General features: G+C 36.0%; 17 protein-coding genes. 9 read left to right on the top strand and 8 right to left on the bottom strand.

Going from position 1 to position 22,318, the window contains the following annotated elements; translation table 11 throughout:
- Positions 1 to 20: 20 nt before the first annotated feature.
- Positions 21 to 1,508 carry an MFS transporter gene (locus ACWNCI_RS08880; protein WP_449388036.1) on the bottom strand — a complete coding sequence of 496 codons (1,488 nt, stop codon included), beginning with the start codon at positions 1,506 to 1,508 and terminating at the stop codon, positions 21 to 23.
- A 363-nt stretch (positions 1,509 to 1,871) separates the two neighbouring features.
- Between ACWNCI_RS08880 and ACWNCI_RS08875 the strand changes: the two genes are divergently transcribed.
- The 3 genes from ACWNCI_RS08875 to ACWNCI_RS08865 are packed head-to-tail and all read left to right on the top strand — an operon-like array spanning position 1,872 to position 3,644.
- Positions 1,872 to 2,300 (top strand): c-type cytochrome, encoded by a 429-nt coding sequence (locus tag ACWNCI_RS08875; protein ID WP_166668339.1) that lies wholly within the window; start codon positions 1,872 to 1,874, stop codon positions 2,298 to 2,300.
- Positions 2,290 to 2,982, top strand: coding sequence for a hypothetical protein (locus tag ACWNCI_RS08870; protein WP_449388035.1), 693 nt, complete (start codon positions 2,290 to 2,292; stop codon positions 2,980 to 2,982). The genes ACWNCI_RS08875 and ACWNCI_RS08870 overlap by 11 nt, the downstream gene beginning before the upstream one ends.
- Positions 2,982 to 3,644 (top strand): cbb3-type cytochrome c oxidase subunit I, encoded by a 663-nt coding sequence (locus ACWNCI_RS08865; protein ID WP_449388034.1) that lies wholly within the window; start codon positions 2,982 to 2,984, stop codon positions 3,642 to 3,644. Before ACWNCI_RS08870 ends, ACWNCI_RS08865 begins: the two co-directional genes overlap by 1 nt.
- Before the next feature lie 1,797 nt (positions 3,645 to 5,441).
- Here the strand turns inward: ACWNCI_RS08865 and ACWNCI_RS08860 are convergent.
- Positions 5,442 to 8,492 (bottom strand): DNA polymerase III subunit alpha, encoded by a 3,051-nt coding sequence (locus tag ACWNCI_RS08860; RefSeq protein WP_449388033.1) that lies wholly within the window; start codon positions 8,490 to 8,492, stop codon positions 5,442 to 5,444.
- Positions 8,493 to 8,499: 7 nt separating this feature from the next.
- Positions 8,500 to 9,642 (bottom strand): DNA polymerase IV, encoded by a 1,143-nt coding sequence (gene dinB / locus ACWNCI_RS08855; protein ID WP_449388032.1) that lies wholly within the window; start codon positions 9,640 to 9,642, stop codon positions 8,500 to 8,502.
- Positions 9,643 to 9,703: 61 nt separating this feature from the next.
- On the opposite strand from dinB, the gene ACWNCI_RS08850 reads away from it, so the two are divergent.
- Together ACWNCI_RS08850 and ACWNCI_RS08845 are read left to right on the top strand one after the other, a co-directional pair.
- Positions 9,704 to 10,480 carry an XRE family transcriptional regulator gene (locus ACWNCI_RS08850; RefSeq protein ID WP_449388031.1) on the top strand — a complete coding sequence of 259 codons (777 nt, stop codon included), beginning with the start codon at positions 9,704 to 9,706 and terminating at the stop codon, positions 10,478 to 10,480.
- A 120-nt stretch (positions 10,481 to 10,600) separates the two neighbouring features.
- On the top strand, positions 10,601 to 11,212 hold the full coding sequence (locus ACWNCI_RS08845; protein WP_449388030.1) for an alpha-ketoglutarate-dependent dioxygenase AlkB family protein: 612 nt from the start codon (positions 10,601 to 10,603) through the stop codon (positions 11,210 to 11,212).
- Here ACWNCI_RS08845 and ACWNCI_RS08840 read toward each other — a convergent pair.
- Positions 11,198 to 12,040, bottom strand: a complete 843-nt coding sequence (locus ACWNCI_RS08840) for a hypothetical protein (protein WP_449388029.1) — start codon at positions 12,038 to 12,040, stop codon at positions 11,198 to 11,200. The genes ACWNCI_RS08845 and ACWNCI_RS08840 overlap by 15 nt on opposite strands.
- A gap of 16 nt (positions 12,041 to 12,056) precedes the next feature.
- Entirely contained in the window at positions 12,057 to 13,085 is a 1,029-nt protein-coding gene (locus ACWNCI_RS08835; protein ID WP_449388028.1) for a hypothetical protein, read from the bottom strand.
- Positions 13,086 to 13,253: 168 nt separating this feature from the next.
- Between ACWNCI_RS08835 and ACWNCI_RS08830 the strand changes: the two genes are divergently transcribed.
- The 3 genes from ACWNCI_RS08830 to ACWNCI_RS08820 all read left to right on the top strand — a co-directional run bounded on the left by ACWNCI_RS08830 (position 13,254) and on the right by ACWNCI_RS08820 (position 17,196).
- Positions 13,254 to 13,535 carry a helix-turn-helix domain-containing protein gene (locus tag ACWNCI_RS08830; RefSeq protein WP_002980966.1) on the top strand — a complete coding sequence of 94 codons (282 nt, stop codon included), beginning with the start codon at positions 13,254 to 13,256 and terminating at the stop codon, positions 13,533 to 13,535.
- A gap of 98 nt (positions 13,536 to 13,633) precedes the next feature.
- Entirely contained in the window at positions 13,634 to 15,088 is a 1,455-nt protein-coding gene (locus tag ACWNCI_RS08825; protein ID WP_449388027.1) for a DUF3945 domain-containing protein, read from the top strand.
- A gap of 20 nt (positions 15,089 to 15,108) precedes the next feature.
- Positions 15,109 to 17,196, top strand: coding sequence for a DNA topoisomerase 3 (locus ACWNCI_RS08820; protein ID WP_449388026.1), 2,088 nt, complete (start codon positions 15,109 to 15,111; stop codon positions 17,194 to 17,196).
- Between the two features lie 68 nt (positions 17,197 to 17,264).
- Here ACWNCI_RS08820 and ACWNCI_RS08815 read toward each other — a convergent pair whose 3' ends face one another.
- Positions 17,265 to 17,405: a hypothetical protein gene (locus ACWNCI_RS08815; protein WP_165690254.1), complete on the bottom strand. Its 141-nt coding sequence runs from the start codon at positions 17,403 to 17,405 to the stop codon at positions 17,265 to 17,267.
- Positions 17,406 to 17,566: 161 nt separating this feature from the next.
- The gene (locus ACWNCI_RS08810) at positions 17,567 to 17,974 is read right to left on the bottom strand and encodes a hypothetical protein (RefSeq protein ID WP_449388025.1); all 408 of its coding nucleotides are present in this window, start codon (positions 17,972 to 17,974) and stop codon (positions 17,567 to 17,569) included.
- A gap of 183 nt (positions 17,975 to 18,157) precedes the next feature.
- Between ACWNCI_RS08810 and ACWNCI_RS08805 the strand changes: the two genes are divergently transcribed.
- Entirely contained in the window at positions 18,158 to 19,630 is a 1,473-nt protein-coding gene (locus ACWNCI_RS08805; RefSeq protein WP_449388024.1) for a YecA family protein, read from the top strand.
- Positions 19,631 to 19,748: 118 nt separating this feature from the next.
- On the opposite strand, the gene ACWNCI_RS08800 is transcribed toward ACWNCI_RS08805, so the two are convergent.
- Entirely contained in the window at positions 19,749 to 22,307 is a 2,559-nt protein-coding gene (locus ACWNCI_RS08800; protein ID WP_449388023.1) for an AAA domain-containing protein, read from the bottom strand.
- Positions 22,308 to 22,318: the final 11 nt, after the last annotated feature.

The following is a 22,318-nucleotide window of genomic DNA, read 5'->3' as shown; positions in this document are numbered from 1 at the left end:
GTTTATTTTGGGGTTTAATGTTAATCTTTGTTGCAATTGACATGTTCAATTCTATCCTTAATGTGTGGTGCTTCTTTATGTGTCATTTTTTTGATTATTGTATTCATCCAGAAAAGAGATATGGTTGAAACCAGGAACACGAAAATCCATGAGCTGGTCCATAATCCTGAAAAATCTAGGAGATAACCAAATAAGATAGGTCCAATGAAGCCTCCTAAACCACCGATAAGCCCTACCATTCCACCAACAACACCCACTTCGTTCGGAAAGTATTCAGGGATATGTTTGTAGACGGCCGCTTTACCGATTCCCCACATAATGCCAATAAGAATGACAAGAATGGAGAAAACCCATATATGTGCTTCAAATTTGATGAGGGTAATGCCCTGTGCTAAAAGTTGTTTTTTCTGTACTTTTTCATTGTGTTTTACCAAAACTTCCTGCCATGAAAATGATTTGGGTAATACAGAGGTTTGCTGAGGTATTTCAGGTTTTGAACTGATGCTGAATTCCCCGTTATCAAGAATGATCTTATCTTTTTCAATGGTTTGAACTGTTCCTGTTTTTTTTGCAGTGATTCCTTTTCCCGGTGTCAAAATCTCCATTTTAGGAAGCATCAATAATCCGCTTAAGACCAGAGAAGAATAGAGTACCCAGTACATGACTTTTCTGGCCCCGAATTTATCTGAAAGATAGCCTCCAAATGCACGGATCACACCGCTCGGTAAACTGAATGCGGAAGTAAGAAGTCCTGCTAAAACCAATGAAGTTTGGTAAACACTTACATAATAAGGCAATAACCATTGTGAGAAAGCAACAAACAGGCCGAATACCAGAAAATAATACAGACCGAATCGCCAAACCCTGATTTTGCTTAAAGGATTAAGAAGCTGTTTTACTGATTTGTTCTGAACTGCTGCTTTTTTATTTTCAACAAAAAACAGGAATATAAATCCGATGATCGTTAACGTAATTCCGTAGATGATGGGAAGCGTTCTCCATCCGTTTTCCGGATCATCAGCAGATAGATAATTGAGCAGAGTAGGAGCAAAAAATGTAGTAAGAGCAGCTCCTGCATTTCCCATTCCGAATATTCCCAATGCACGTCCCTGCCATTCTTTCGGGTACCAAGCAGAAGTGAAGGCAATACCTACGGCAAATGCTGTTCCCACCATTCCGAATAGGACACTTAATAACAAATAGATCCAATAAGAATCTGCAAAATATAATAAAAATAAAGGTATGCTGCAAAGTAAAAGTAAAGTTGAGAATACAGGTTTTCCTCCATATTTATCTGTTAAAATCCCTAAGGGAAGTCTCATGATAGAGCCTGAAAGAATAGGGATTCCCAAAAGCCAGCCTGTTTCTACCACAGACCAGTTGAAAATATTGTTGTCAACAAGATAAGTAACTAAAACACCGTTTAAAGTCCAACAGGCAAAACAGATCGTAAATGCCAAAGTATTCAGAAACAGAATTCTGTGGGCGGAAGATAAATTTGCGTTCATTGTTTCGGTTTTTTTTAATAATCTAGTTTACTTGCACAAAGATATTATAAATAAGACATTTTTGTCTTATTATAGATTTTTTTTCTATTTTTGTGTCATAAATCATGTTATTCTATACATAAAGTGATCAATGGAGTATATGATTCGAGGTTGTATTATCATCATTTCAAGTAATTAAAATATTCATTATGAGGAGTATTACGCGGATGGAAATTATCCTATATGTTCAGAAGCAGAAAAAAAGTACACATTTTTACTCAGCCTTATTCCGGCAGATCCCGGCTCCTAACGTCCCCAATAGGAAGAATGTTTTATTTGGAGATCACTACAGACTTAGATTCATACAACATAATATCAATGAAGATGAATAAATACTACGCGGGCATCTTTCTTTTCATGGTTTTCATCTACGCATTCTACAATAGAGAAATTTATACTGAAAAGGCAGATTACGGTGATTTTAAGCTTTCAGAAAAAGCCTTGAACGGTGAGAGACTATGGCTGGAAAATAATTGTAATGCTTGTCATCAACTGTATGGTCTGGGGGGATATTTAGGCCCGGATCTTACTAATGTTACGTCCAGGCCTGATAAAAGTGATGAATATCTAAAGGTAATGATGATCAGCGGGATCAAATCCATGCCCAAATTCGATTTTTCGCCTGATCAGCAGGACCAGATCCTACAATTTTTAAAAGAAGTTGATAGAACGGGTTATTATCCAACGCAGAATGCTGTGATCAATTATGGCGGATGGGTAGACTATCCACAAAAAGTAAAAAATGAAAAATAACGCTTATCCTTTCTATTATATACTGATCGGGCTGCTGAGCCTGGTACTGTGTCTTTTTGTTGGTTTTTTATCTGGTGTACAGTATGCGGTTCCGGATTTTGCTAAAACCATATTTCCATTTACTGTTCTTCGGCCGTTACATACTCTTTTTGCGCTTTCATGGATCTTTATGACAGCTATTGGCGGGATCATGTGGTATATCCAGAATGATAAGACAAGCTCAGGGATTATGAAGTGGCAATTTTGGGTCTTTACATTTACGGGTATATTGATAGCGGCTTGTTATATATTCAAGAAATTTGAAGGAAAAGAATACCTTGAATTTCCTCATGGTTTCTATGTACCTATTCTTTTAGGATGGATCTTGTTCGGAATTTATTATTTTCGTGTGATGTGGCGTACTTTTTCCCGTTGGCCTGTATATTACTGGATGTGGGGAACGGGAATCGTATTGATGATTTTTCATTTTACAGAAGCTCACCTCTGGATCCTGCCTTACTTCAGAGAACACTATACTCAAAACCTTACGATGCAGTGGAAAGCAGGCGGTGCCTATGTAGGGGCATGGAATATGTTGGTATACGGTACCTCTATGTATGTAATGGAAAGAAACAGTGGAAAGTCAGGTTACAGCCATTCAAAAACGGGATTCTTTTTTTCTTCCTCGGTCTTATTAATGTGATGTTCAATTGGGCACATCACATTTATCCCGTTCCGAATGCAGAATGGATCCGTTATTTAGCATATATCATCAGTATGACGGAATGGATCATCCTGCTAAGAATCATCTATCTTTGGAAAAAAGATATTCCGGCACAAAGTAAGAAACAGTTTTCAGTATCTTACCGTATGCTGATGTTATCAGAGTTATGGATCTTTCTGAACCTGTTTTTGGCATTGTTGATTTCCATTCCTGCCATTAATCTTTTTACACATGGAACACACATTACGGTGGCTCATTCTATGGGAACTATCATCGGGATTAATACCACTATTCTGTTGTCTTCTGTAAGTTTTATCCTGGAAATTGTAAAAGGAATGAGACCAAAAGTTAAAAAGACTATTTTTCTGGGAAGCCGGATCTTTAATGCTTCATTCTTAGGATTTTGGCTTATATTGCTGGTGATGGGAATTAAACGTTCAAAATGGATTTACTTTTCAGATCAGATCTCTTTTGGTATGTTTCAGGATTCTATGCAAGTTTTACATATTATATTTGGCTTATTTGGAACTGGCTTAATCATAGGGATTTGTATTATAATCTATCCAATGATCGGCCACATCATTGTCATACTAGCTAGAAAACTGTATGGCAAACAATTTGAAAATAAATATATTAAATAGACATTTATTAAAATTAGCCAGGTGTGTATTTAGATTAAGTTTAGTTTTATTTTGTTCAGATTTCTTTTGAATGGAAAAAATTATATATTGGATCATTATAACAGCTGTTATTGGGGAAACAGTTCTAGTAATCGCGTGTGGAACAATTTCGCAGAATATTACTGATTGAGATTGTCCTCCTCATTTGAAAATAGCTGTTTCAATCCTCTTTCTTGCTTTAGATTTTGTTTTAGAAAACTTTATAAATCATACTAATTTTTCTTATATTATTAGAAGTAGGTTTAAATCGTGAAGAAAGGAGCTTCCTACGGATATAATGCTATTTTATACAGGCCTCTAAAAAAATGCTGTAGAAGCTGCTATGAGCGATTTTGTCCAAAATTTTGAATCAACATAATCATATATTAAATATAGGCGGATAATTGGGACGAGATGATTGCGTGGCGGAAAAAATAACAAAGAATTGATCTTCAAATGTCGGTTCTTTGAACCTAAAGAGTTCATCTTCAAACACTTTTATCGATGATTTGGTTCTTTTGAGCCAAATTAAACAAGGGATTGACTTAAAGCATATAGTAGACAAGCATTATCAATAAAAATATAATTGATTAACATCCAATATATCCTTAAAATAAAAAGCTATAACGTTAAAAGAATTTTTGGAACCATACTGACAGTTCTTGGCATCGTTGGTTTAATATACTCGGGGTATGAGCTCATCAATAAAAGCCAGGCTACACTACTTTGGGTGTCGTTGGTTTTCTTGGCTTAATTTTCTTTTCAGGGAGCATTGGTCTAGTGAAAAATACCAAAGATGAAGCGTAGGGATAATAAGGGAATGAGTAGACTCCGATGATGAAAGCCTGTTGGAAATCGCTGCCGGAATATTATCTTCTATATCGATGTTTCCGCAACTGATAAAAGTTATCGAGGATAAGAATGCCGAAAGCTGTCTCGGGTGATGATTCTTGTTCTGATATATAGACTTTCATTATGGTATGGTACGGATTGATAAACGATTAGACGGATCATTTTCACAAAGGCATTGGCCATACCGGTGAAATTTAGCCTTTTTATTTGCTGTTTCCTGTATAATGATAATTCAAATAAATTGGAACCCGAAATGAAAGGCTGTGGAAAGCATAGTTTTACTCAAATTTTTGTAATTTCGCCAGGAAATCGAACCATAGGAAAAGATTTTCATCCATTCATTCGATTATTGTTATTAGTTGATCGACAAGATAGGCATCTTGTCGATTTTGAGTTTGCAATATACCCAAATGAGCGGTTGAACCTTGCAGTCTTATTTATCCACTAATGTAATCCTTCTCCAGGTTAGGTTTTGGGAATAGATATTTCGTTCCCTCGTCATTTGGTTGATCAATTCGTTCTTTTCCTATACGCCTAACGATAAAACATCGTCGAAAGCCGTAAAATAAATGCAATTGCTTCCGCCCTCTTTGTTTAATTGTTCCGGGGAAATCTCCAGTATTTTCTTTTCAATTCTTCCTAATCTTTCATTGTACAAAAGTAAGTATAAATTTAGATTTGTACAATAAATTTGAACTGGTTGGAAAAAAGGTCAATCAGTTGAAAGCAAGTGTTGCCGTGTATAGAGGCACTTGGTGGTGGTTGGGATAAGAATCTACCGGCTTTATTAGATGTTACTTCTCACTAATACTTTATAGTTATTTTAAATTAAGGAGCTTATCGAAAGATAACTCCTTTTTTTATTAAGAGAAGTCTAGATAAATACTGAAAATAATTAAAGATATCTTTTTTTAGTAATTTCGGATGCTACATCTTTTGCCTTGGTAATCCAATCTCATGTTCCTGAGGATAAGGCTTTCTCCAGGTCATACTGACATCCTCATGCAGATTACGTTGAGCTTCCAAGGATTTTTCTTTATCCATAGAATATCTGGGATCCGGAATAAAAGGCATTTTGGCCATTTTATGAATGGTAACAGTAGGAAAATAGAAATCGACCTCTACGGTTCCCAATAGAAGATAACAGCCACCGCCCTGAAAAGGATATTCTTCAAGGCAGTTTGGAAAATGAGCGGTATCAAAGTATTCTCCTTCAGCATCGATCCAGGTTCCGAAATACATCGTTCCTTTTTTGGTGGGAACATGCTTTCGTGAAATAAGATAAGCAAGCATCTTAACCTGACATTTATGAAACTTCAATAAATCTTTTACTAAAACGGAACCTCTGTACCGGGTTTGTAATAAATCAAAAGAGCTAAAAGAAACAGGAAATCCTAATATCTCTATTTCATCAAAAGCATCTTCAAATGGATTTCTTTCTATGGTGGGAAGTTGATAATCTTTCTGAGGTTCGTCCAGTAAAGTCAGATGCCTGAAAGCAACTTTATGAGTTCCCAACAGAAATCTTGATTCAATGAGCAGCTCATGCTTCTGTTTTCCGGTAAAGCGGAATGCTCCGATAAAGATTAGAATCTGCAATGTTTCGATGCCGATAGAAATCCTTTTAACAAAGTTTTCAAGAGAGGTGTACTCTCCATTCAGGGTTCTTTCTTCAGGAATCAGTTTTGCTAACCTTGTTTCCAATCTTTCAATATGCATGAAGCCTAAATAAACATCCGAACCATGAACCGTTGTTTGATATTCACTTAGATTAATACAGGGATTATGAATTGCAGCTCCCGACATTCTGGCCTCATGAATGTAGACTTCGGTTCTATAGAATCCTCCTCCGTTATTGATAGCAGAAACCATAAATTCGATTGGATAATAGACCTTGAGATATAAACTCTGGTAACTTTCTACGGCATAGGAAGCAGAATGTGCTTTGCAAAATGAGTATCCAGCAAAGGATTCGATCTGCCGGTATACTTCCATAGATAACTGTTCAGGGTGTCCCAATCTTTTACAGGACTCAAAGAAATTATCTTTTACTTTCTGTAATGCAGATAAAGAACGGCCTTTACCGCTCATCGCTCTTCTCAGTACGTCACCATCAGGGGCGGATAATCCTCCGAAGTGAAGGGCAACCTTAATGACATCTTCCTGATACACCATGATTCCATAAGTTTCTCCTAATTCCTTTTCAAAAACCTCATGGAAATACTCAAATTTTGTAGGATTATTATGCCTGAAAATATATTCCCGCATCATTCCGCTTTGGGCCACCCCGGGCCGGATAATGGAGGAGGCAGCAACCAATACTTTGTAGTTGTTGCATTTCAGCCTGCGGAGTAATCCACGCATAGCAGGAGATTCAATATAAAAACAGCCGATGGTTTTTCCGGAACTTAAGAATTCATTGCATCGGGTTTCGTCTTTTGAGAGCGAGGTATCCCGGATATCAATATCAATTCCTCTTTTTGCCTTAATCAGCCTTACAGTGTCATCTATAGTTCCTAATCCTCTCTGTGAGAGAATATCAAATTTTTCAAGACCAATTTCTTCGGCGGTATACATATCGAACTGTACGATCGGAAAACCTTTGGGAGGCATTTCTAATGCGGAATAATTGGTGATAGGTTCTTCGGAGATCAGGATTCCACAGGAATGCATACTTCTCTGGTTAGGAAACTTTTCCAACAATTTTCCGTAGTAATGAACCTGTCTGGATACCGAATTAGTATCATGTTTCTGGATGGGTTTTGTTGCCAGTATATCAAGCTCATCTTTCGGAAGCCCGAATACTTTTCCTACTTCCCGGAAAATAGAACGGTACTTGAATTCAACATTAGTTCCACAGAAAGCAACATGGTCTTTACCATATTTATCAAAAATATATTCCAAGATGATATCCCTTGTCTGCCAGCTCCAGTCTATGTCAAAATCAGGAGGCGTTTTACGGTTGAGGTTGAGGAACCTCTCAAAGTACAGATCCAGCTCCAGAGGACATATATCGGTAATGCCGATGCAGTAGCTGACAATGGAATTGGCACCGCTGCCTCTTCCTACGTGCATAAATCCCATCCGGTTGCTGTATTGGATAATATCCCAGGTGATGAGAAAATAAGCACAGAAATTAAGTTGTTCAATAACCCTCAGTTCTTTATCCACTCTTGCTTTGGCCTGCAGGTTATCCTCGGAGTATCTTTTTGAAAGTCCCTGATACGATAACTTCTTTAAAAGCTTAGAATCATTTTCTTTGCTGTCTGTGAAATTCTTTTTGTTTTTAGGGGTTGAAAAATCAAAATCAAAATGACAGCTATTGACAATATACTTTGTGTTCTCAATAATCTGTGGCTCATGGTAAAATTGAGCCAGAAGCTCTTTTTTATCAGTAAACATTTCGTTCTCTTTACAGTAATCAGCTTCTGTAAGTTTACTGATCAATGTATTATGATCAATAGCTCTTAATATCTTATGAAGCTCATATTCTTCAGGGGTTGTAAAGGTAACCGGACGAAGAATAACCATTTTATGGATGAACTGTTTTAATTCCGGTTGAATCAAAAGGTTGAGCTGGTTCTGTCTGATGCCTATAAATTCATGATCTGCTAATTTTTCAGGAATATTCTCCAGTGGGTAAATAACAAAAGTATCTGTAAAATCAGGATTGGCTTTAGGAATTTCAATGTCTTCACAGTTAAATGCGGTTAAAAGCCTGTTAACTTCTGCAATGCTTTTTTGATTTCGGGCCAGGCAAATATAATACAGTTCATTCTGAACCCGTATTTCCACTCCGACAATCGGTTTGATATTATACTCCTGACAAAGCTTATAAAAATCATAGATTCCGGTAATGGTATTTATATCTGTAAGAGCTAAGGTTTTAATATTAAAATGTACAGCCTGGTCTACCAATTCTTTAATAGAAATGGTTCCATACCTTAGGCTATGATAAGAATGACAATTCAGAAACATCTTATACTTATTTTAATAAACCTGAAGCTCTTCCTACACTTGAAGTTCCAAACCTGTTCTTAATTTTATCCATCGTTTGGTACAGGGAGATCAGTTCTTCTGTATCTTCAAAAAGATCCATTTGATGGCATCCGTGAACCAGTCCGGTAAACTTTACGCCGACCAGTCTTATTCTCATACGCCTAGTATATACTTTTGTGAATAATTCCAAAACATACCTGAGCAGGGTGTGATCAGCTGAAGTATAAGGAATCCTGCATTGTTTGGTTTCCGTATCAAAATTGGAATATCGGATTTTAACCACCACTACCGATACCAGCCATTTCTCTGCCCGGAGCTGATAACAGAGCTTTTCAACCATTCCCGAAAGAATACTTTTGATTCCCTGAATATCTATGCTGTCCTGGGCAAAAGTGTCTTCTGTAGAAATGGATTTTCGTTCAGAGTAGGGAACCACAGGGGTTTCATCAATCCCGTGTGCTTTTTTCCAAAGTTCATTTCCATTTTTGCCAATCAGCTGCTGAAGAACGTCAACAGGCATTTCTGAAAGCGTTTGTATCGTTCTGATCCCCAGTCTTGACAGCAACTGAAAGGTCACATCGCCAACCATAGGAATCTTCTTTACTGAAAGCGGATTCAAAAATGGCTGGATGTCACGTTGTTTAACCTCCAATCTTCCGGTTGGCTTTGATTCCCCGGTTCCGATTTTGGAGACGGTTTTATTGGTGGATAAAGCAAAACTTATCGGTAATCCTGTATTTTTCTGTACGCTTTCAGCAATTTCATGGGTCCACTTATAGCATCCGAAAAACTTATCCATTCCGGAAAGATCCAAATAAAACTCATCGATACTTGCCTTTTCCACAACAGGAACTTTTTCCCGGATAATCTCAGTTACCCTATGGGACATATTGGAATACATTTCCATATCTCCTTTAATTACTTTGGCTCCGGGGCATAGCCGCAAAGCCATTTTGATCGGCATTGCACTTCTTACTCCGAAAAAGCGGGTTTCGTAAGAGCATGACGCCACTACACCACGGTCTCCACCTCCGATGATGACAGGCTTATTCTCCAGTTCAGAGTTTTTCAGCCTTTCACAGGAAACAAAGAACGTATCCAAATCCATATGTACAATTGCTCTTTCCATGTAACAAAATTAGTCACGTTTTGAAACATATTTTGTATTTTTGTTGTCTAAAATTGTAACAATGTCAAAATTCTCTGATAACATCGTGTTTTTGAGAGGAAAGAAAAATATGACTCAGCAAGAACTGGCAGATCTATTAATTCTTACCCGATCCAGATATGTAGCCTATGAATATGGCAGAACAGAACCTCCTATTGAAATATTGCTTAGAATTTCAAAATTCTATAACATAAGCATCGACTTATTGTTGACTGTAGATCTCAGTAAATTTTCAATTGATGAGATTATGGAGCTTCCTGAGAATAGGATTGTTCTGCCTATAAAGGTTGATCAGGATGGAAACAACCAGATTGAGATTATCCCTCAAAAAGCTTCTATGGGCTACCTGAATGGATATGGAGATCCGGAATACATAGAAAGCCTGGAGACCATATCATTACCTTTTTTAAAAGGGGGTAAGTTTAGGGCATTTCCAGCTGACGGAGATTCAATGCCCCCCTATAAGAACGGAACCTATATCGTGGGAAAATATGTAGAAAATCTTTCGGACCTGAAAACGGACAGAACGTATGTTTTCATTACCACCAATGATGGTATCAGTTATAAAAGGTTTCAGTTTCATGAAGCAGATGGTATATGGGTGAAGGCTGACAATCAATTTTATGAGCCCTATAAAATTCCATTGTCTGAAATTAAAGAAATCTGGGAATTTGCCTGTAGTATTAATACCAAAGAATATGAGCCTGATGAATTTGCAGAACATCATATTCAAAACTTTATCACAGAAATTAAAACTGATATCAGACAGATCAAAGAAAAAATGGGAGATAAGAATTGAATTTATTTTGAGTACATAGCATAATCAAAAAACTTCCCCGAAGGGAAGTAAACACAAATGATGAAAAAAATCCCGTAGTAACGGGATATTGCTAAGATAAATATTATAATTTAAAGTTAAATGACCCAGCTGAGTTTATTTGATGCAGAAGAATTTTATGAGTTTCCAAAAGACCTTTTGGAATACAGAGAAAATTTCCTGAACAGGGAAGAAGCCGACCTGCTTAAAAACGAATTGTTGGAAACTGCTCCCTGGGAACAGCGTACTCAAAAAATGTACGATAAGATGGTGCTCACTCCAAGATTGACCGCTTGGTATGGTGATTCAAAATATAATGATTCTGAAGCAGATCAAAAGCCAACAAACCCATGGACTCCTGAATTGTTTTCTTTAAAACAAAGAATTGAGAAGGAATTTAGCTGTCAGTTCAATGGTGTCCTATTAAACCTGTATCGTGATCATAATGACTCCGTTGCCTGGCATCGGGATAAGGAAAGCCGATATGGTAAGCGTCCTGTTATTGCATCCATTAGCCTTGGACAAACCAGAAACTTTGATTTCAGAAAAAAAGACCACCATCAAAGCAAATACAGTTTACCACTCCCTCATGGTTCTTTACTTATCATGAAAGGTGATCTTCAGGAAAACTGGGAGCATCGCATTGCGAAATCAATCCTGGGAATGAAAGAACGAATTAATCTGACATTTCGTTTAATATTACCCAATCTGTAAGCTTTTGAAGACGGATTGATAATCGTTTTTAAGAGTTTCTTCATTTAAATGATATTTTCCAAAATTCAAATAAGAAAAGAAATCTTCATTTTGGAAATCTTTCAAGGCTTTGGGATAAAAGTCATCAGTATTTAATATTTCAACATTATCAACATGTGTATTGAAATCAATAATTTTATTAAAATTATTTTGATTACCATAAAACCATTCTATACGAAGGGAGCCATTTATAATACTTCCTGCAAAACCGGTATCATTGCCTTGTCCAATATATATAGTTGATCCGAACGCAATATTGCTTCTATACTTATTGTTTTGATCGAGTTTAAGATAATCAGTAAATTCTTTTGTGACCCTATTAAAGTATATTTTAATATAAAAATTACCTATTTGCTCCTGTCCTAAGATGAAGAGTCTCAGTGGAGTAATATCTACATAATCCACTAAATTACTTGTCATAATTTTGCATCCCGCATGCTTTGCAAAATATCGATAGAGGTTCATTTTAGACAATTTCCAATCATTACCAAAGATCTCTTTATAGTTAATTTGGTTTGAGGATTCTATCATATTATTGATAAGATCAATATTTTCAAAGAATTCGGTATATGCAATATCTGCATTTCTTGTCTGGTTATTGTTACAGTCAATGCAAATTACTTTTGGGAATTTGATCAGTTTATCTTTTGGTGAATTGAATGGATGCGAATTTTCACCATCGTAATAGATGGCATCAAATGACTTACCAAATTGACGCCTGATATCTGAGGACTTAAATTTATGTTCCTCGGAATTTGCTTCATTATTTTGACATATCCAACATTTCATAGTTTTTCAAGGATTTTTAAGAGGTTTGATTCTTTCGTTTTAAGTCTAAAATTTCTTTTATATTAGGAGGATATTCTCCATTAAAATATTCATAGATCAAGGGATTTCTAGAAAAAAAATGACCTGTCAGATCTACCCAAGTTTCGACAGGTATTTTCCCATTTATTTTAAACAATTTTTTTGACTTTGACTTAATTTGGGAATCATCTTTTCTGTTGTAGTTAAGGTCAGAATCCCGTCTTCGGAAATATTCTTCTTCCGTATAAAAATGAAAAGCTCCATCAAAATGTCTAAAACTAAGGGTATTCATATCAAATTCTGCATGGATATATCTGACAGGGAAATAAATAATATCATCAATTTTTACTTTAATATGTTCACTTTTAAATTCTTCTGCCTGAAACGTTTTAATATTTTTTGATAAAGCCCATTTGATATCTAAGGAGTATGTATCTGCAAAGAAAAAGTTAATTTCCGACTCATTAAAATCCGGTGATGGCCTTAGTTTTACCAATTGATCAGAAATGTTTTCTACATTTTCATTAAAAACAGAACCATACCAAGTATCTAACTCTAAGATGGCAGCATTATTTACATCAATTTTTAAATTGTGTTGATCCAAGCTTATTTTTATTTCATCATAAGTGGTAGGCTCCATAGCCCAAAATTTATTAATGAATCTAGGCTGGAAGCCATTTAACGAGGAATAGCTTCGTCGGAATAATGGACTAGCCATTGTTATATAATTGTCTGCAAAAAAATAGCCGTCAGAGAATATTTGTTTTTTAAATTTAAAACTGAGCAATTTATAATCTAATAGACCGTCTTTATCAGGAACTAAATCTTCATTTAACTTCAAAAGGATGTCAGGTGATTCAACAACAATACCTGAAATCTGGGTGTATTTAAAATCCTGAGTACTTAATGCTACATTTTTAGTCGCAGCAAAACGTATAAAATCATGAATTATTTTTTCATTGTCTTTTAATGCTTTTTCCGCTTCTTTTTCAAGTTGTTTAATATAATTTTCTTTAAAATCAGACATTTCACTCATAATCGGTTATCCTTACTATCAAATGCTTTGTAAGTTACAATCCTTTTGTCAAAGATTCCATCATTCTATATTCTTTTTTCGTTACTACGAAAAAGTAGTGATTTTATATGATTTCTCTTGTTCAATTTTACATCACCAACAATCATAAAAATCACAGTTATGAATATCGAAAGAACAGAATTTATTGCCTGGATGGAAAGAATCATGGAAAGATTTGACCTACTGAAAGAACAGATGCTTAAGAACCAGTCCAGATTTATAGAAGTAGACGGAGAGCAACTTCTGGATAACCAGGATGTTTTACAGCTTTTAAAGATAAGCTCAAGATCATTACAGCGGTACCGGACTGATAAGAAACTGCCTTACTATACCATCAGCGGAAAGCTGTATTATAAGCTTTCTGATGTCCATCAATTGATCCGAGAATGTTTAAACTCTTGATAGTAAAAAGTCATCCACAGCCAAACCATTCATCACCATTCCAATCTTTAGGATTCTCTTAATTGAGCCTATACCTTGGTTCCATTAAATGGAATACAATGGAAAATGAATTGATAAACCCTCATGAACCCAATGAACTCAAACCGGCAACAGACACACTCCTTGTCCTGAACATTCATACCAATCAGGTTGAAATGGTCAAAGGAATTGATCAAGATGGGAATCTTCAAAAAGTTCCTCCACAAGAAAAAAAGGATAATGAGCAGTTGATCAGGGTTGATAAACACGGCGATCTATTCTCTAACTTTTTTTCCAACTTTTACCGGCAGCTTAAAAATCCGACGCATTTCAACTTTTTCAAAGTTTCAGAATACGATGCTGTTAATACCGCCAAGGATCTTCAAAAATATTTCGATCAGGCATCACTTGAAGAAAAAGAAAAGCTGAAAGACTACGAAGTTTTACCTCAACATAATAACAATCCTAAAAATCAAAATACAATGGACAACAACACAGACAATCAGGAATATCGTTTTCAGCCTGAACAGATCGACTGGAAAACGATGGAAAAATTCGGACTTAATCAGGAGAAGCTTGAAAAAATGAATGCTATGGATTCATTACTCAGAGGTTTTAAAACCAATACATTAATTCCCATCACCATTAATTTAGGAACAGCAGTCAGCAAGATGGATGTTCGATTATCTCTTCAAACAGGAGATACAGGACAGGTTGCCGTTCATCTGCACGGTATTCGGAAAGAACCTAACCTCAATAATAAATTCCTGGGTCATCAGTTTAGTGATGAAGACAAAAAGAACCTGAAAGAAACCGGGAATATGGGTAGGGTAGTAGATCTGGTCAATCCTAAAACAGATGAAATCATTCCATCTGTCATCAGCCGTGACCGTCTAACCAATGAACTGGTTGCCTATAGAGCGGAGTACATAAAAATTCCTGATGAAATTAAAGGAATTAGGCTTGATGAACATCAGAAACAAATCTTACTGGAAGGAAAACCTTTATATCTTGAAGGTATGACCTCTAAAAAAGGAGAATCTTTCGATGCCACCGTACAGTTCAACGCGGATAAGCGGTATGTAGAATTTCTGTTCAACAATAACCAGGCACTCCAACAAAGTCAACAGCATCATCATAACCAACAACAAACTCAACATACTGATCAAGAAGCACCTAAAATATTCAGAGGAAAAGAACTGGACGATTCACAATATGAAAAGTTCAAAGCCGGGCAAACCGTGTACGTTGATGGCCTTACCGATGCTAAAGGTAAAGCCTATCAAGGTTATATTACCTTCAACAAAGAAACTTCCAAAACCGACTTTTCATTCAATCATCCTAATAAGTTCAAAGAAGAAGCAAAACCTACAGAAGATCATAAGACCCAAACTGCGGTTAACACCCATGGTAGAACCAATGAAGCTACTAAAAATGTGGAGGAGCCTTTAGAATCAAAACAGCAGCAGCCTGCCAATAAACAGCAGGAGGATCAGCAAAAAAAGGTTAGAAAACCAAGAGGGCAAAAACTATAATAATCATCTAAATCCATCATATGAAAACAATCATCGCAGAAAAACCGAGCGTCACAAGAGAAATCGCACAACTGTTAGGAGCCCATGAAAAGAAAAATGGTTATTTATCCGGGAACGGATATTGTGTCACCTGGGCATTAGGACATCTGATCGCATTAGGAATGCCGGAGGATTATGATATAAGAGGCTTTAACAAAGCCTCTTTGCCTATCTTTCCGAACCCTTTTATTCTAACTCCCAAAAAACTAAAGAAAGCAAAAGGCTATGAGCCTGATCCTTCGGCTTTAAAACAAATCAACACCATAAAGCAAGTCATCAGTCAATGCAGCAGTATCATTGTCGCCACAGATGCCGGAAGGGAAGGAGAGTTGATCTTCCGCTATATCTATCACTACATACAATGCAATAAACCTTTTGAAAGACTATGGATCAGTTCCCTTACAGAAAAAGCAATACAGGACGGATTTAAAAACCTTCAGCCAGGCGATGCCTTTGATGGATTGTATCAGGCCGCAAAAGCAAGAAGTGAAGCGGACTGGCTTGTAGGAATCAATGCTACCCAGGCATTAACTATTGCCGGAAACCAAGACGTTTATTCATTAGGCAGAGTGCAGACACCAACGCTTGCTCTCATCTGTCATAGATTCCTGCAACATCAAAACTTCACCAAGCAAAAGTACTTTCAAATCCAGCTGAGCCATAGAAAAGAATATACAGACTTCACCAGCCTTTCACTATTACAATGGGAAGAAAAAAAGCAGGCAGAACAAATCCAAAAATCCATAGAGCGGGAGGGAAGAGCTGTTGTAGAAGATGTATCCATTACAACAGTGCAGGAACAGTCTCCGTTACTTTTCGATCTCACGGAATTACAGAAAGAAGCCAACAGAAAGCTTGGCCTTTCTGCCGATGAGGTTTTACAGATTGCCCAAAGCTTGTATGAAAAAAAATTCATTACCTATCCCAGAACCGGCAGCAAGTATATTCTTGAAGATTTATGGACTGAAATTCCTGAACTGGTCAGAATTCTCAATACATCGGACTCATTCAAAACGGCTGTATCAACTTTAAAGTTCGGAAACTTCAACAAGCGGATTGTAAATGATTTAAAAGTGACAGATCATCATGGTTTACTCATAACAACCAAAACACCTTCTGCACTTACCGCTACGGAAAAAGCCATTTACGAGATGATTGCTTACCGCTTATTGGAATCTTTATCCCATGCCTGTACCAAACAAGTCAACCACATCACCATCAAAGTTCATCATTATGAATTCCAGATCAAGGGATCAAAAATACTCAACAAAGGCTGGAGAGCCATCAAAGGAATTCTCACTGATAATGAAAATTCCAATAATAAAAATGAAGTTCTTACTGAACTTCCGGAACTCAAAATCGGCGATGAGCTGAAGATCTCAAAAACCGACTTACTGGAAAAAGTAACGCAACCTCCCAAACTTTTCACAGAAGCTGATCTTTTATCAGCGATGGAAAATGCTGGCCGATCTATTGAAAACAAAGAAGAGCAGAAAGCACTCTCCAACATAGGCATAGGAACTCCAGCCACCAGAGCTTCTATTATTGAAACCCTGCTCAGCAGAAACTATATCACCAGAAAAAGCAAAACATTAATTCCCACTGATAAAGGTTTACAGGTTTATCATCTTGTCAAAGACAAAAAAATAGCCAATGTCCAGATGACCTCAGAATGGGAAATGGCACTTGATAAAATTGAAAAAGGTGAAATGGACAAAGCTCAATTCATGAACGACATCCAACACTACACAGCAGAAATCACCAACGAACTTTTATCACTCCATATTCCCCAAGAAAATATTCCCCAATTAAAATGTCCCAAATGCCAACAACATCATCTTATTATCAGGGATAAAATTGTAAAATGTCCAGATGAACAATGTAATTGGATTCTCTTCAGAACCATATGCGGAGTTCAACTCAGTAGTAAAGATCTTATTTTATTATTAACTCAAAACAAAACATCACTCATCAAGAATATGAAAAGTAAAAACGGTAAAAAGTTTGATGCTTTTATCATTCTAAAAGAAGATTTCAGTACATCATTTGAATTTGGAAATAAGAATTAATTTCAAAAAAATAATAATTTAAAGAAGCAGCCAATGAGCTGCTTCTACATTTTACATTTTATCCAAGTCTAATCCCCTTTTTCGTGTTCGTGAGGTTTTAGTTTTGGATGCTTTGGTTGATTGGGAGGGTTTACCCTTCTTCTTCTGTCAGGTTCTCCATCTGGTTTTTTAGGCTTGGGCCCTGGTTTGATTGCTTCGATTGTATTCATAGTACAAATAAAGATTAATTAATAATTATTTTGATATCAAAACAGATTAATACCAGATCAAAAGTAAATTTTTGGTCACCATTTTCATTACGGAAAGCCGTAACCGTTGGTTTCAGAAAGGGTGGACAAGGTATTTTTGAGACAATCAATTTTGATTGCAATTACCTCCTTCTCGGTGCACTCCTTGTATGCGGTCTAACATAGGTACCATCTTTTCGCGTATAACCTTTAACATGTACTGAACCACCTGAATTTGATTGAGAACTGTAACTAGAAGATGATCTTACTGATGGAGAAGAGTACGATGAGGTTTTAGAATAGCCGCTATAAGCTGTGTAGCTGGGTTTATAAGCCCACCCGTAATAATTTCCCCATTTAAGTTTGCTGTAATTTTTCTTACCAGCTTTTGAAGACAAGAAAACTTCCGTATCTTTAGGAATAATGGTAACTGATCTACTGCTGTCACTGCTGTAGTAAAGAGGTGTATCTTCCTGAAGACTAACAGTGTAATAGTTTGTACACGAAATAACAGAGAGAAGTAATACCAGATAAAGTAATGATTTTTTCATTGTAGTTAATTTTATATCTACAAATCTAAATGAACTTTAAAGGAACTAATTACGGTTTTCCGTAGTCTCAAAATTTTACATTAGGAATGTTTAAAACATTGATTAACAAATAAAAAAGAATAAAACTATGGGAAACTCACTAAATATTTGCTACCTTACATTATCTCTTAAAGATTAAAACTAATGGCAATTGAAAAATCTACAGGTTATACTGAAACAGAAAGAATATTGGCAAAACTATGTGATGCTACTTTCTTAAAACTATGGTCTTATCCAAATCCTTACAAAGAAGATACAAAGGAATTATGCGATTTAATGGCTGTCTTTGACAATAAGATTTTTTTATTTTTTGATCGTGAAAGTAGGAAATTCGATAATTTGGAGGGTGATATTGATGTGCAATGGAAACGCTGGCACAAAAATGTAATTGAGAATCAAATAAGAACAGCGGAAGGAGCAAGAAGATATGTACTTGAAAATCGCGATAAAATATATTTGGATAGTAAAAAAACAACACCTTTTCCGATACTCATACCTCATGAAAATTTAACTATATACAGTATTATTATTGCACATGGAGCAGCGGAAGCTTGTTTGCGGCATTCAACCGAAAATATTAACGGAAGTCTTGCTGTAACTTACAGTAAAATGGAAAGATTAGGACTTGATATTCCTTTTCTTGTGGAGCTCGACAGTAATAAGCCTGTTCATATTTTTGATACTTTTAATTTAGAAATCATTCTTAAAGAATTAGATACTGTATACGATTTTTCTGAATATCTTTCAGAGAAAGAGAAGGCTTTAAAACACTACGATAGTATTATTTATTGTGGAGAAGAAGACCTGTTAGCTAATTACTTTCAAAACTTTGATTCGGTAAAGCAAAAACATTTTGTTGGAGTTATAGATGAAAAAGCAACCAGTATTATGATTTCCGAAGGCGCGTGGAACTCCTTTGAAAATTCAGCTTTGTACAAAAGGAGAAAAGAAGCAAATAAAACATCTGAGCTGTGGGATAATTTACTTCAATATACTACTCAAAATGCCTTAGATCAAACTCTTAAAGGAAATAGTAACATCTTTAAAGGTGAAAGCGCTATTTGTGAAATGGCCAAAGAACCTAGATTTTTTAGAAGAACATTGTCTGATCTTATGACACGAGCTATAGAGGGATTTCCTGGAGATGGGACAACGCTTATGCGTAATTTATCTATTATGCCATCCTTTTATAAAGATAAAGTTTATGTCTTTTTACAATTACACGATCCCAGAAATAGAGATTACGATAATGAATATAGGCCTAAAAGACAAGCGCTGCTTGAAATTGCATGTGGTGTTACAAAAAACAAATTTCCTAAATATGAAAAAATAATAGGGATTGCTATTGACGCTCCTAAATTTACTCAAACCAATTCTGAGGATTTCATCCTACTTAACGCAAAGGATTGGTCCGAAGAAGATATTTTGTATTATTCGGATGCAAATAAAAACATTAATTTCTTAGAAACTAAAAAAATGGTTCGGGAAACATTAACTGTTAGGGATTTTCCAATTAACAATAATTTGAGCCGTCATAAAAAAATTGGTAGAAATGAACAATGTCCTTGCGGCTCTGGAAAAAAGTATAAGAAATGCTGTATTGGTCTCAAGAAGTAATATCGTTGGTCTAAAATCATTTATACAGAGATGGGTTTTATTAAACACTTATCTATTAAGCATATAATTTTATCTTCCTAATAAGAAACCGTTTGCAACTTTTGTAAGGGACTTACTATTAGTTTGTTAATATTTTTAGTAAGCTTATCAGCTTCTCTCTTTCCCCACTTCCCGTTGTCGAAAACCTTACCAACGGAATTCCATACTTCTCCAAGATTTCATTCTTCATACGATCTCTTTCGGCTTGTCGGCTTTCCGTTTTATGATACTTATAACCATCAACTTCAATAGCCAATACAGGGTTTTTCCCCAGCTTATTATAGATCAGAAAATCAAGGTGTGTAGCGTGATGTCTGGCGTATCGTTCTTCTTCAGCAGTTAATTTGGAAAAATCTAACAGTAAATTTCTCAATGGGTGATGAAGAATAACACCATATTTTGAAAATTGATCGTCAGATAAAACTTCCCTGATTAGCCCATACATAAGATTCTCACTGTCGAAAACAGATTTCTTTTTTTGATCTGTTAAAAGGGCTCTTCTCTTTTCTTCATATCCTTTGTAAAGGTAATCAAAAATAGAGTGTACTTCACTATTGATCGTGCTAAAATTATTGTAATCAATATATCGGATCAGGTCTGAGATGTTGGTGTCATTGTCATTATCATTTCCGTTCACCAATAGAATCAGCTGATCTTTGGCTCTCGAAATGGCTACATTCAGACGGTTCGGATTGTCGGTGAATTCTGAGATTTCGTTGTCTACTGTAGACAGAATGATCACATCATTTTCTCTTCCCTGAAACTTATCCACCGTATCGGCTTTGATATCTGTTCCTTGAAATACACTCTGTAGCGCTAAGGTCTGATTACGGTAAGGCGTTACAATTCCGAGATTGACACCTTCCAGCTTTTGTTGTGGAATGATTTCCTTAATAATCACATCAATCTGCCGCTGATTCTCTCTTTGTCGGGCATGATTGCCTTCAGTTGTTTTGTAGACTAATAAAGGCTCTCTTTCCGTCTGTCCTTCAGAAAGAATAATCAACTGATCATTGTAAAACTTACGGTTACAAAAATCAATGATTTTAGGATGGCAACGATAATGTTCTCTTAACAATGTTTTAGGAACCTTCGGAAATACTTCTGTGACAGAAGAAAGCAGGCTATGATTAGAATAGCGATAAGGTTCCGGAATATCATAGTTCTTAAAGATCAGATCTGTATTTTCTGCGGTTTCGGAATCCACGACATTGGGAAGCTGTTTTAGATCTCCTACAATAACGGCCTGTTTTGCGCAGGATAATGCGAGTACACCTGTTGCAAGATCCACTTGTGAAGATTCGTCAACAATTACATAATCGTAGACTACATTTTCGGCAAGGCTTCTTCTCAATGAGTAAGTCGTACTCATAATGACAGGATAATCTTTGATAAATTCTTCTGAATTAAAACGAAGATCCCATTCAGTATATTCTGAACGTTTTTGTTCTTTATATTTTTGGTAGAGTTTGTTTTTAAACAGCTGCATCGATCCTTCAGTATATTCTTTCATTTTATCATGGAAGGAAAAATGCTGTAACGTATTTTGCAGCTCCTGCTTTCGGAGACTAAGCTCTGAAATTTTTACTCCATAGTATTTTGACTGAACAATCCTGATCATTTCTTCATACGTTAAGGTATAGAAAATCTTATCTCTCACCCCATACAGAAAAGGAAATATCAGTTTACGCCACCAGTAAAACTTCTTACCTGTTTTCTCATAGTCTTCCAACGTCACCCATAAAGAAAGCAGCTGATCTGAACTGACATTCTTTTTAAAACGGATTTCCGTTACCAAAGCGACATCATCCGTAAAATGCTGATGCTCTGTTTTGATCTTATCGATTTCCAGCGTAAGCAAAGCCAATTCATTCTTTAATTCCAACTTTTCAGCAAGTTCAGCAAAAAGAAGGGGAGTAGACTGCATAAGGGATTGTTCCTGTTCTTCCTCTAATCTAAAATCTGATAGATCCGGGATTTCAGTCTGAGCATCGATAAATTCTTTTTTATTCTGACTGCTCCCCAATAATGCTGCTATAAAAGAAACCCCACTGCTCTCCAGTTTCTCAAAAACATTTTTTGTCGCCGAATTATTGCTTGAAACAACAGCCACACTTTGATTATTCATTACGGCATTGGCAATAATATTAAGAATAGTCTGGGTCTTTCCTGTTCCGGGAGGTCCTTCTATAACACTTAGCGGATTTGAAAACGCTTTGTCAACTCCAGCTTTCTGGCTTAGATTAAAACCAAAAGGAAAGATTTCAATAGGAGAGGCGTGGTAATTCTTACTAGGTTCTTTCCCATTAAGATAATTGTACAGAATAGAAGTCTCAGGAATAAAGCTAATACTCCCATAGCTATTGGCAAGAATGTTATTGCCTTCCTCTGTCTTCAAACCAACACTTTCTGCAATCGCCTTTAGATAAGAAAAAATATTTCCTGCTCTCTCACTTTGAATAGCTGATTTTACGATTTTAATTCTATTTTGAGGATAAGAATACGTTTTCTCACTGCTTTTATATTCCACAACACACTTATTACCCTCAAAAGTATAAGATTCTATCTCATCAGTTCTATCCTTGCCATCAATGTAGATCGCTTTTGACTTTAGATATTCGATGCTTGCTTTGTACATGTTATTAATTG

Source organism: Chryseobacterium lineare (genome assembly GCF_977014045.1).
The sequence above is the reverse complement of the archived record's forward strand: the minus strand, read 5'-3'. Positions and strand labels throughout refer to the sequence as shown.

Coding starts and splice junctions, on each gene's coding strand:
- ACWNCI_RS08825 (WP_449388027.1), top strand. CDS start 13,634: ATGGAAAATGAATTGATAAACCCTCATGAACCCAATGAACTCAAACCG.
- ACWNCI_RS08810 (WP_449388025.1), bottom strand. CDS start 17,974: ATGAAAAAATCATTACTTTATCTGGTATTACTTCTCTCTGTTATTTCG.
- ACWNCI_RS08860 (WP_449388033.1), bottom strand. CDS start 8,492: ATGTTTCTGAATTGTCATTCTTATCATAGCCTAAGGTATGGAACCATT.
- ACWNCI_RS08820 (WP_449388026.1), top strand. CDS start 15,109: ATGAAAACAATCATCGCAGAAAAACCGAGCGTCACAAGAGAAATCGCA.
- ACWNCI_RS08880 (WP_449388036.1), bottom strand. CDS start 1,508: ATGAACGCAAATTTATCTTCCGCCCACAGAATTCTGTTTCTGAATACT.
- ACWNCI_RS08875 (WP_166668339.1), top strand. CDS start 1,872: ATGAATAAATACTACGCGGGCATCTTTCTTTTCATGGTTTTCATCTAC.
- ACWNCI_RS08870 (WP_449388035.1), top strand. CDS start 2,290: ATGAAAAATAACGCTTATCCTTTCTATTATATACTGATCGGGCTGCTG.
- dinB (WP_449388032.1), bottom strand. CDS start 9,642: ATGGAAAGAGCAATTGTACATATGGATTTGGATACGTTCTTTGTTTCC.
- ACWNCI_RS08805 (WP_449388024.1), top strand. CDS start 18,158: ATGGCAATTGAAAAATCTACAGGTTATACTGAAACAGAAAGAATATTG.
- ACWNCI_RS08800 (WP_449388023.1), bottom strand. CDS start 22,307: ATGTACAAAGCAAGCATCGAATATCTAAAGTCAAAAGCGATCTACATT.
- ACWNCI_RS08840 (WP_449388029.1), bottom strand. CDS start 12,040: ATGAAATGTTGGATATGTCAAAATAATGAAGCAAATTCCGAGGAACAT.
- ACWNCI_RS08845 (WP_449388030.1), top strand. CDS start 10,601: ATGACCCAGCTGAGTTTATTTGATGCAGAAGAATTTTATGAGTTTCCA.
- ACWNCI_RS08815 (WP_165690254.1), bottom strand. CDS start 17,405: ATGAATACAATCGAAGCAATCAAACCAGGGCCCAAGCCTAAAAAACCA.
- ACWNCI_RS08850 (WP_449388031.1), top strand. CDS start 9,704: ATGTCAAAATTCTCTGATAACATCGTGTTTTTGAGAGGAAAGAAAAAT.
- ACWNCI_RS08830 (WP_002980966.1), top strand. CDS start 13,254: ATGAATATCGAAAGAACAGAATTTATTGCCTGGATGGAAAGAATCATG.
- ACWNCI_RS08865 (WP_449388034.1), top strand. CDS start 2,982: ATGTTCAATTGGGCACATCACATTTATCCCGTTCCGAATGCAGAATGG.
- ACWNCI_RS08835 (WP_449388028.1), bottom strand. CDS start 13,085: ATGTCTGATTTTAAAGAAAATTATATTAAACAACTTGAAAAAGAAGCG.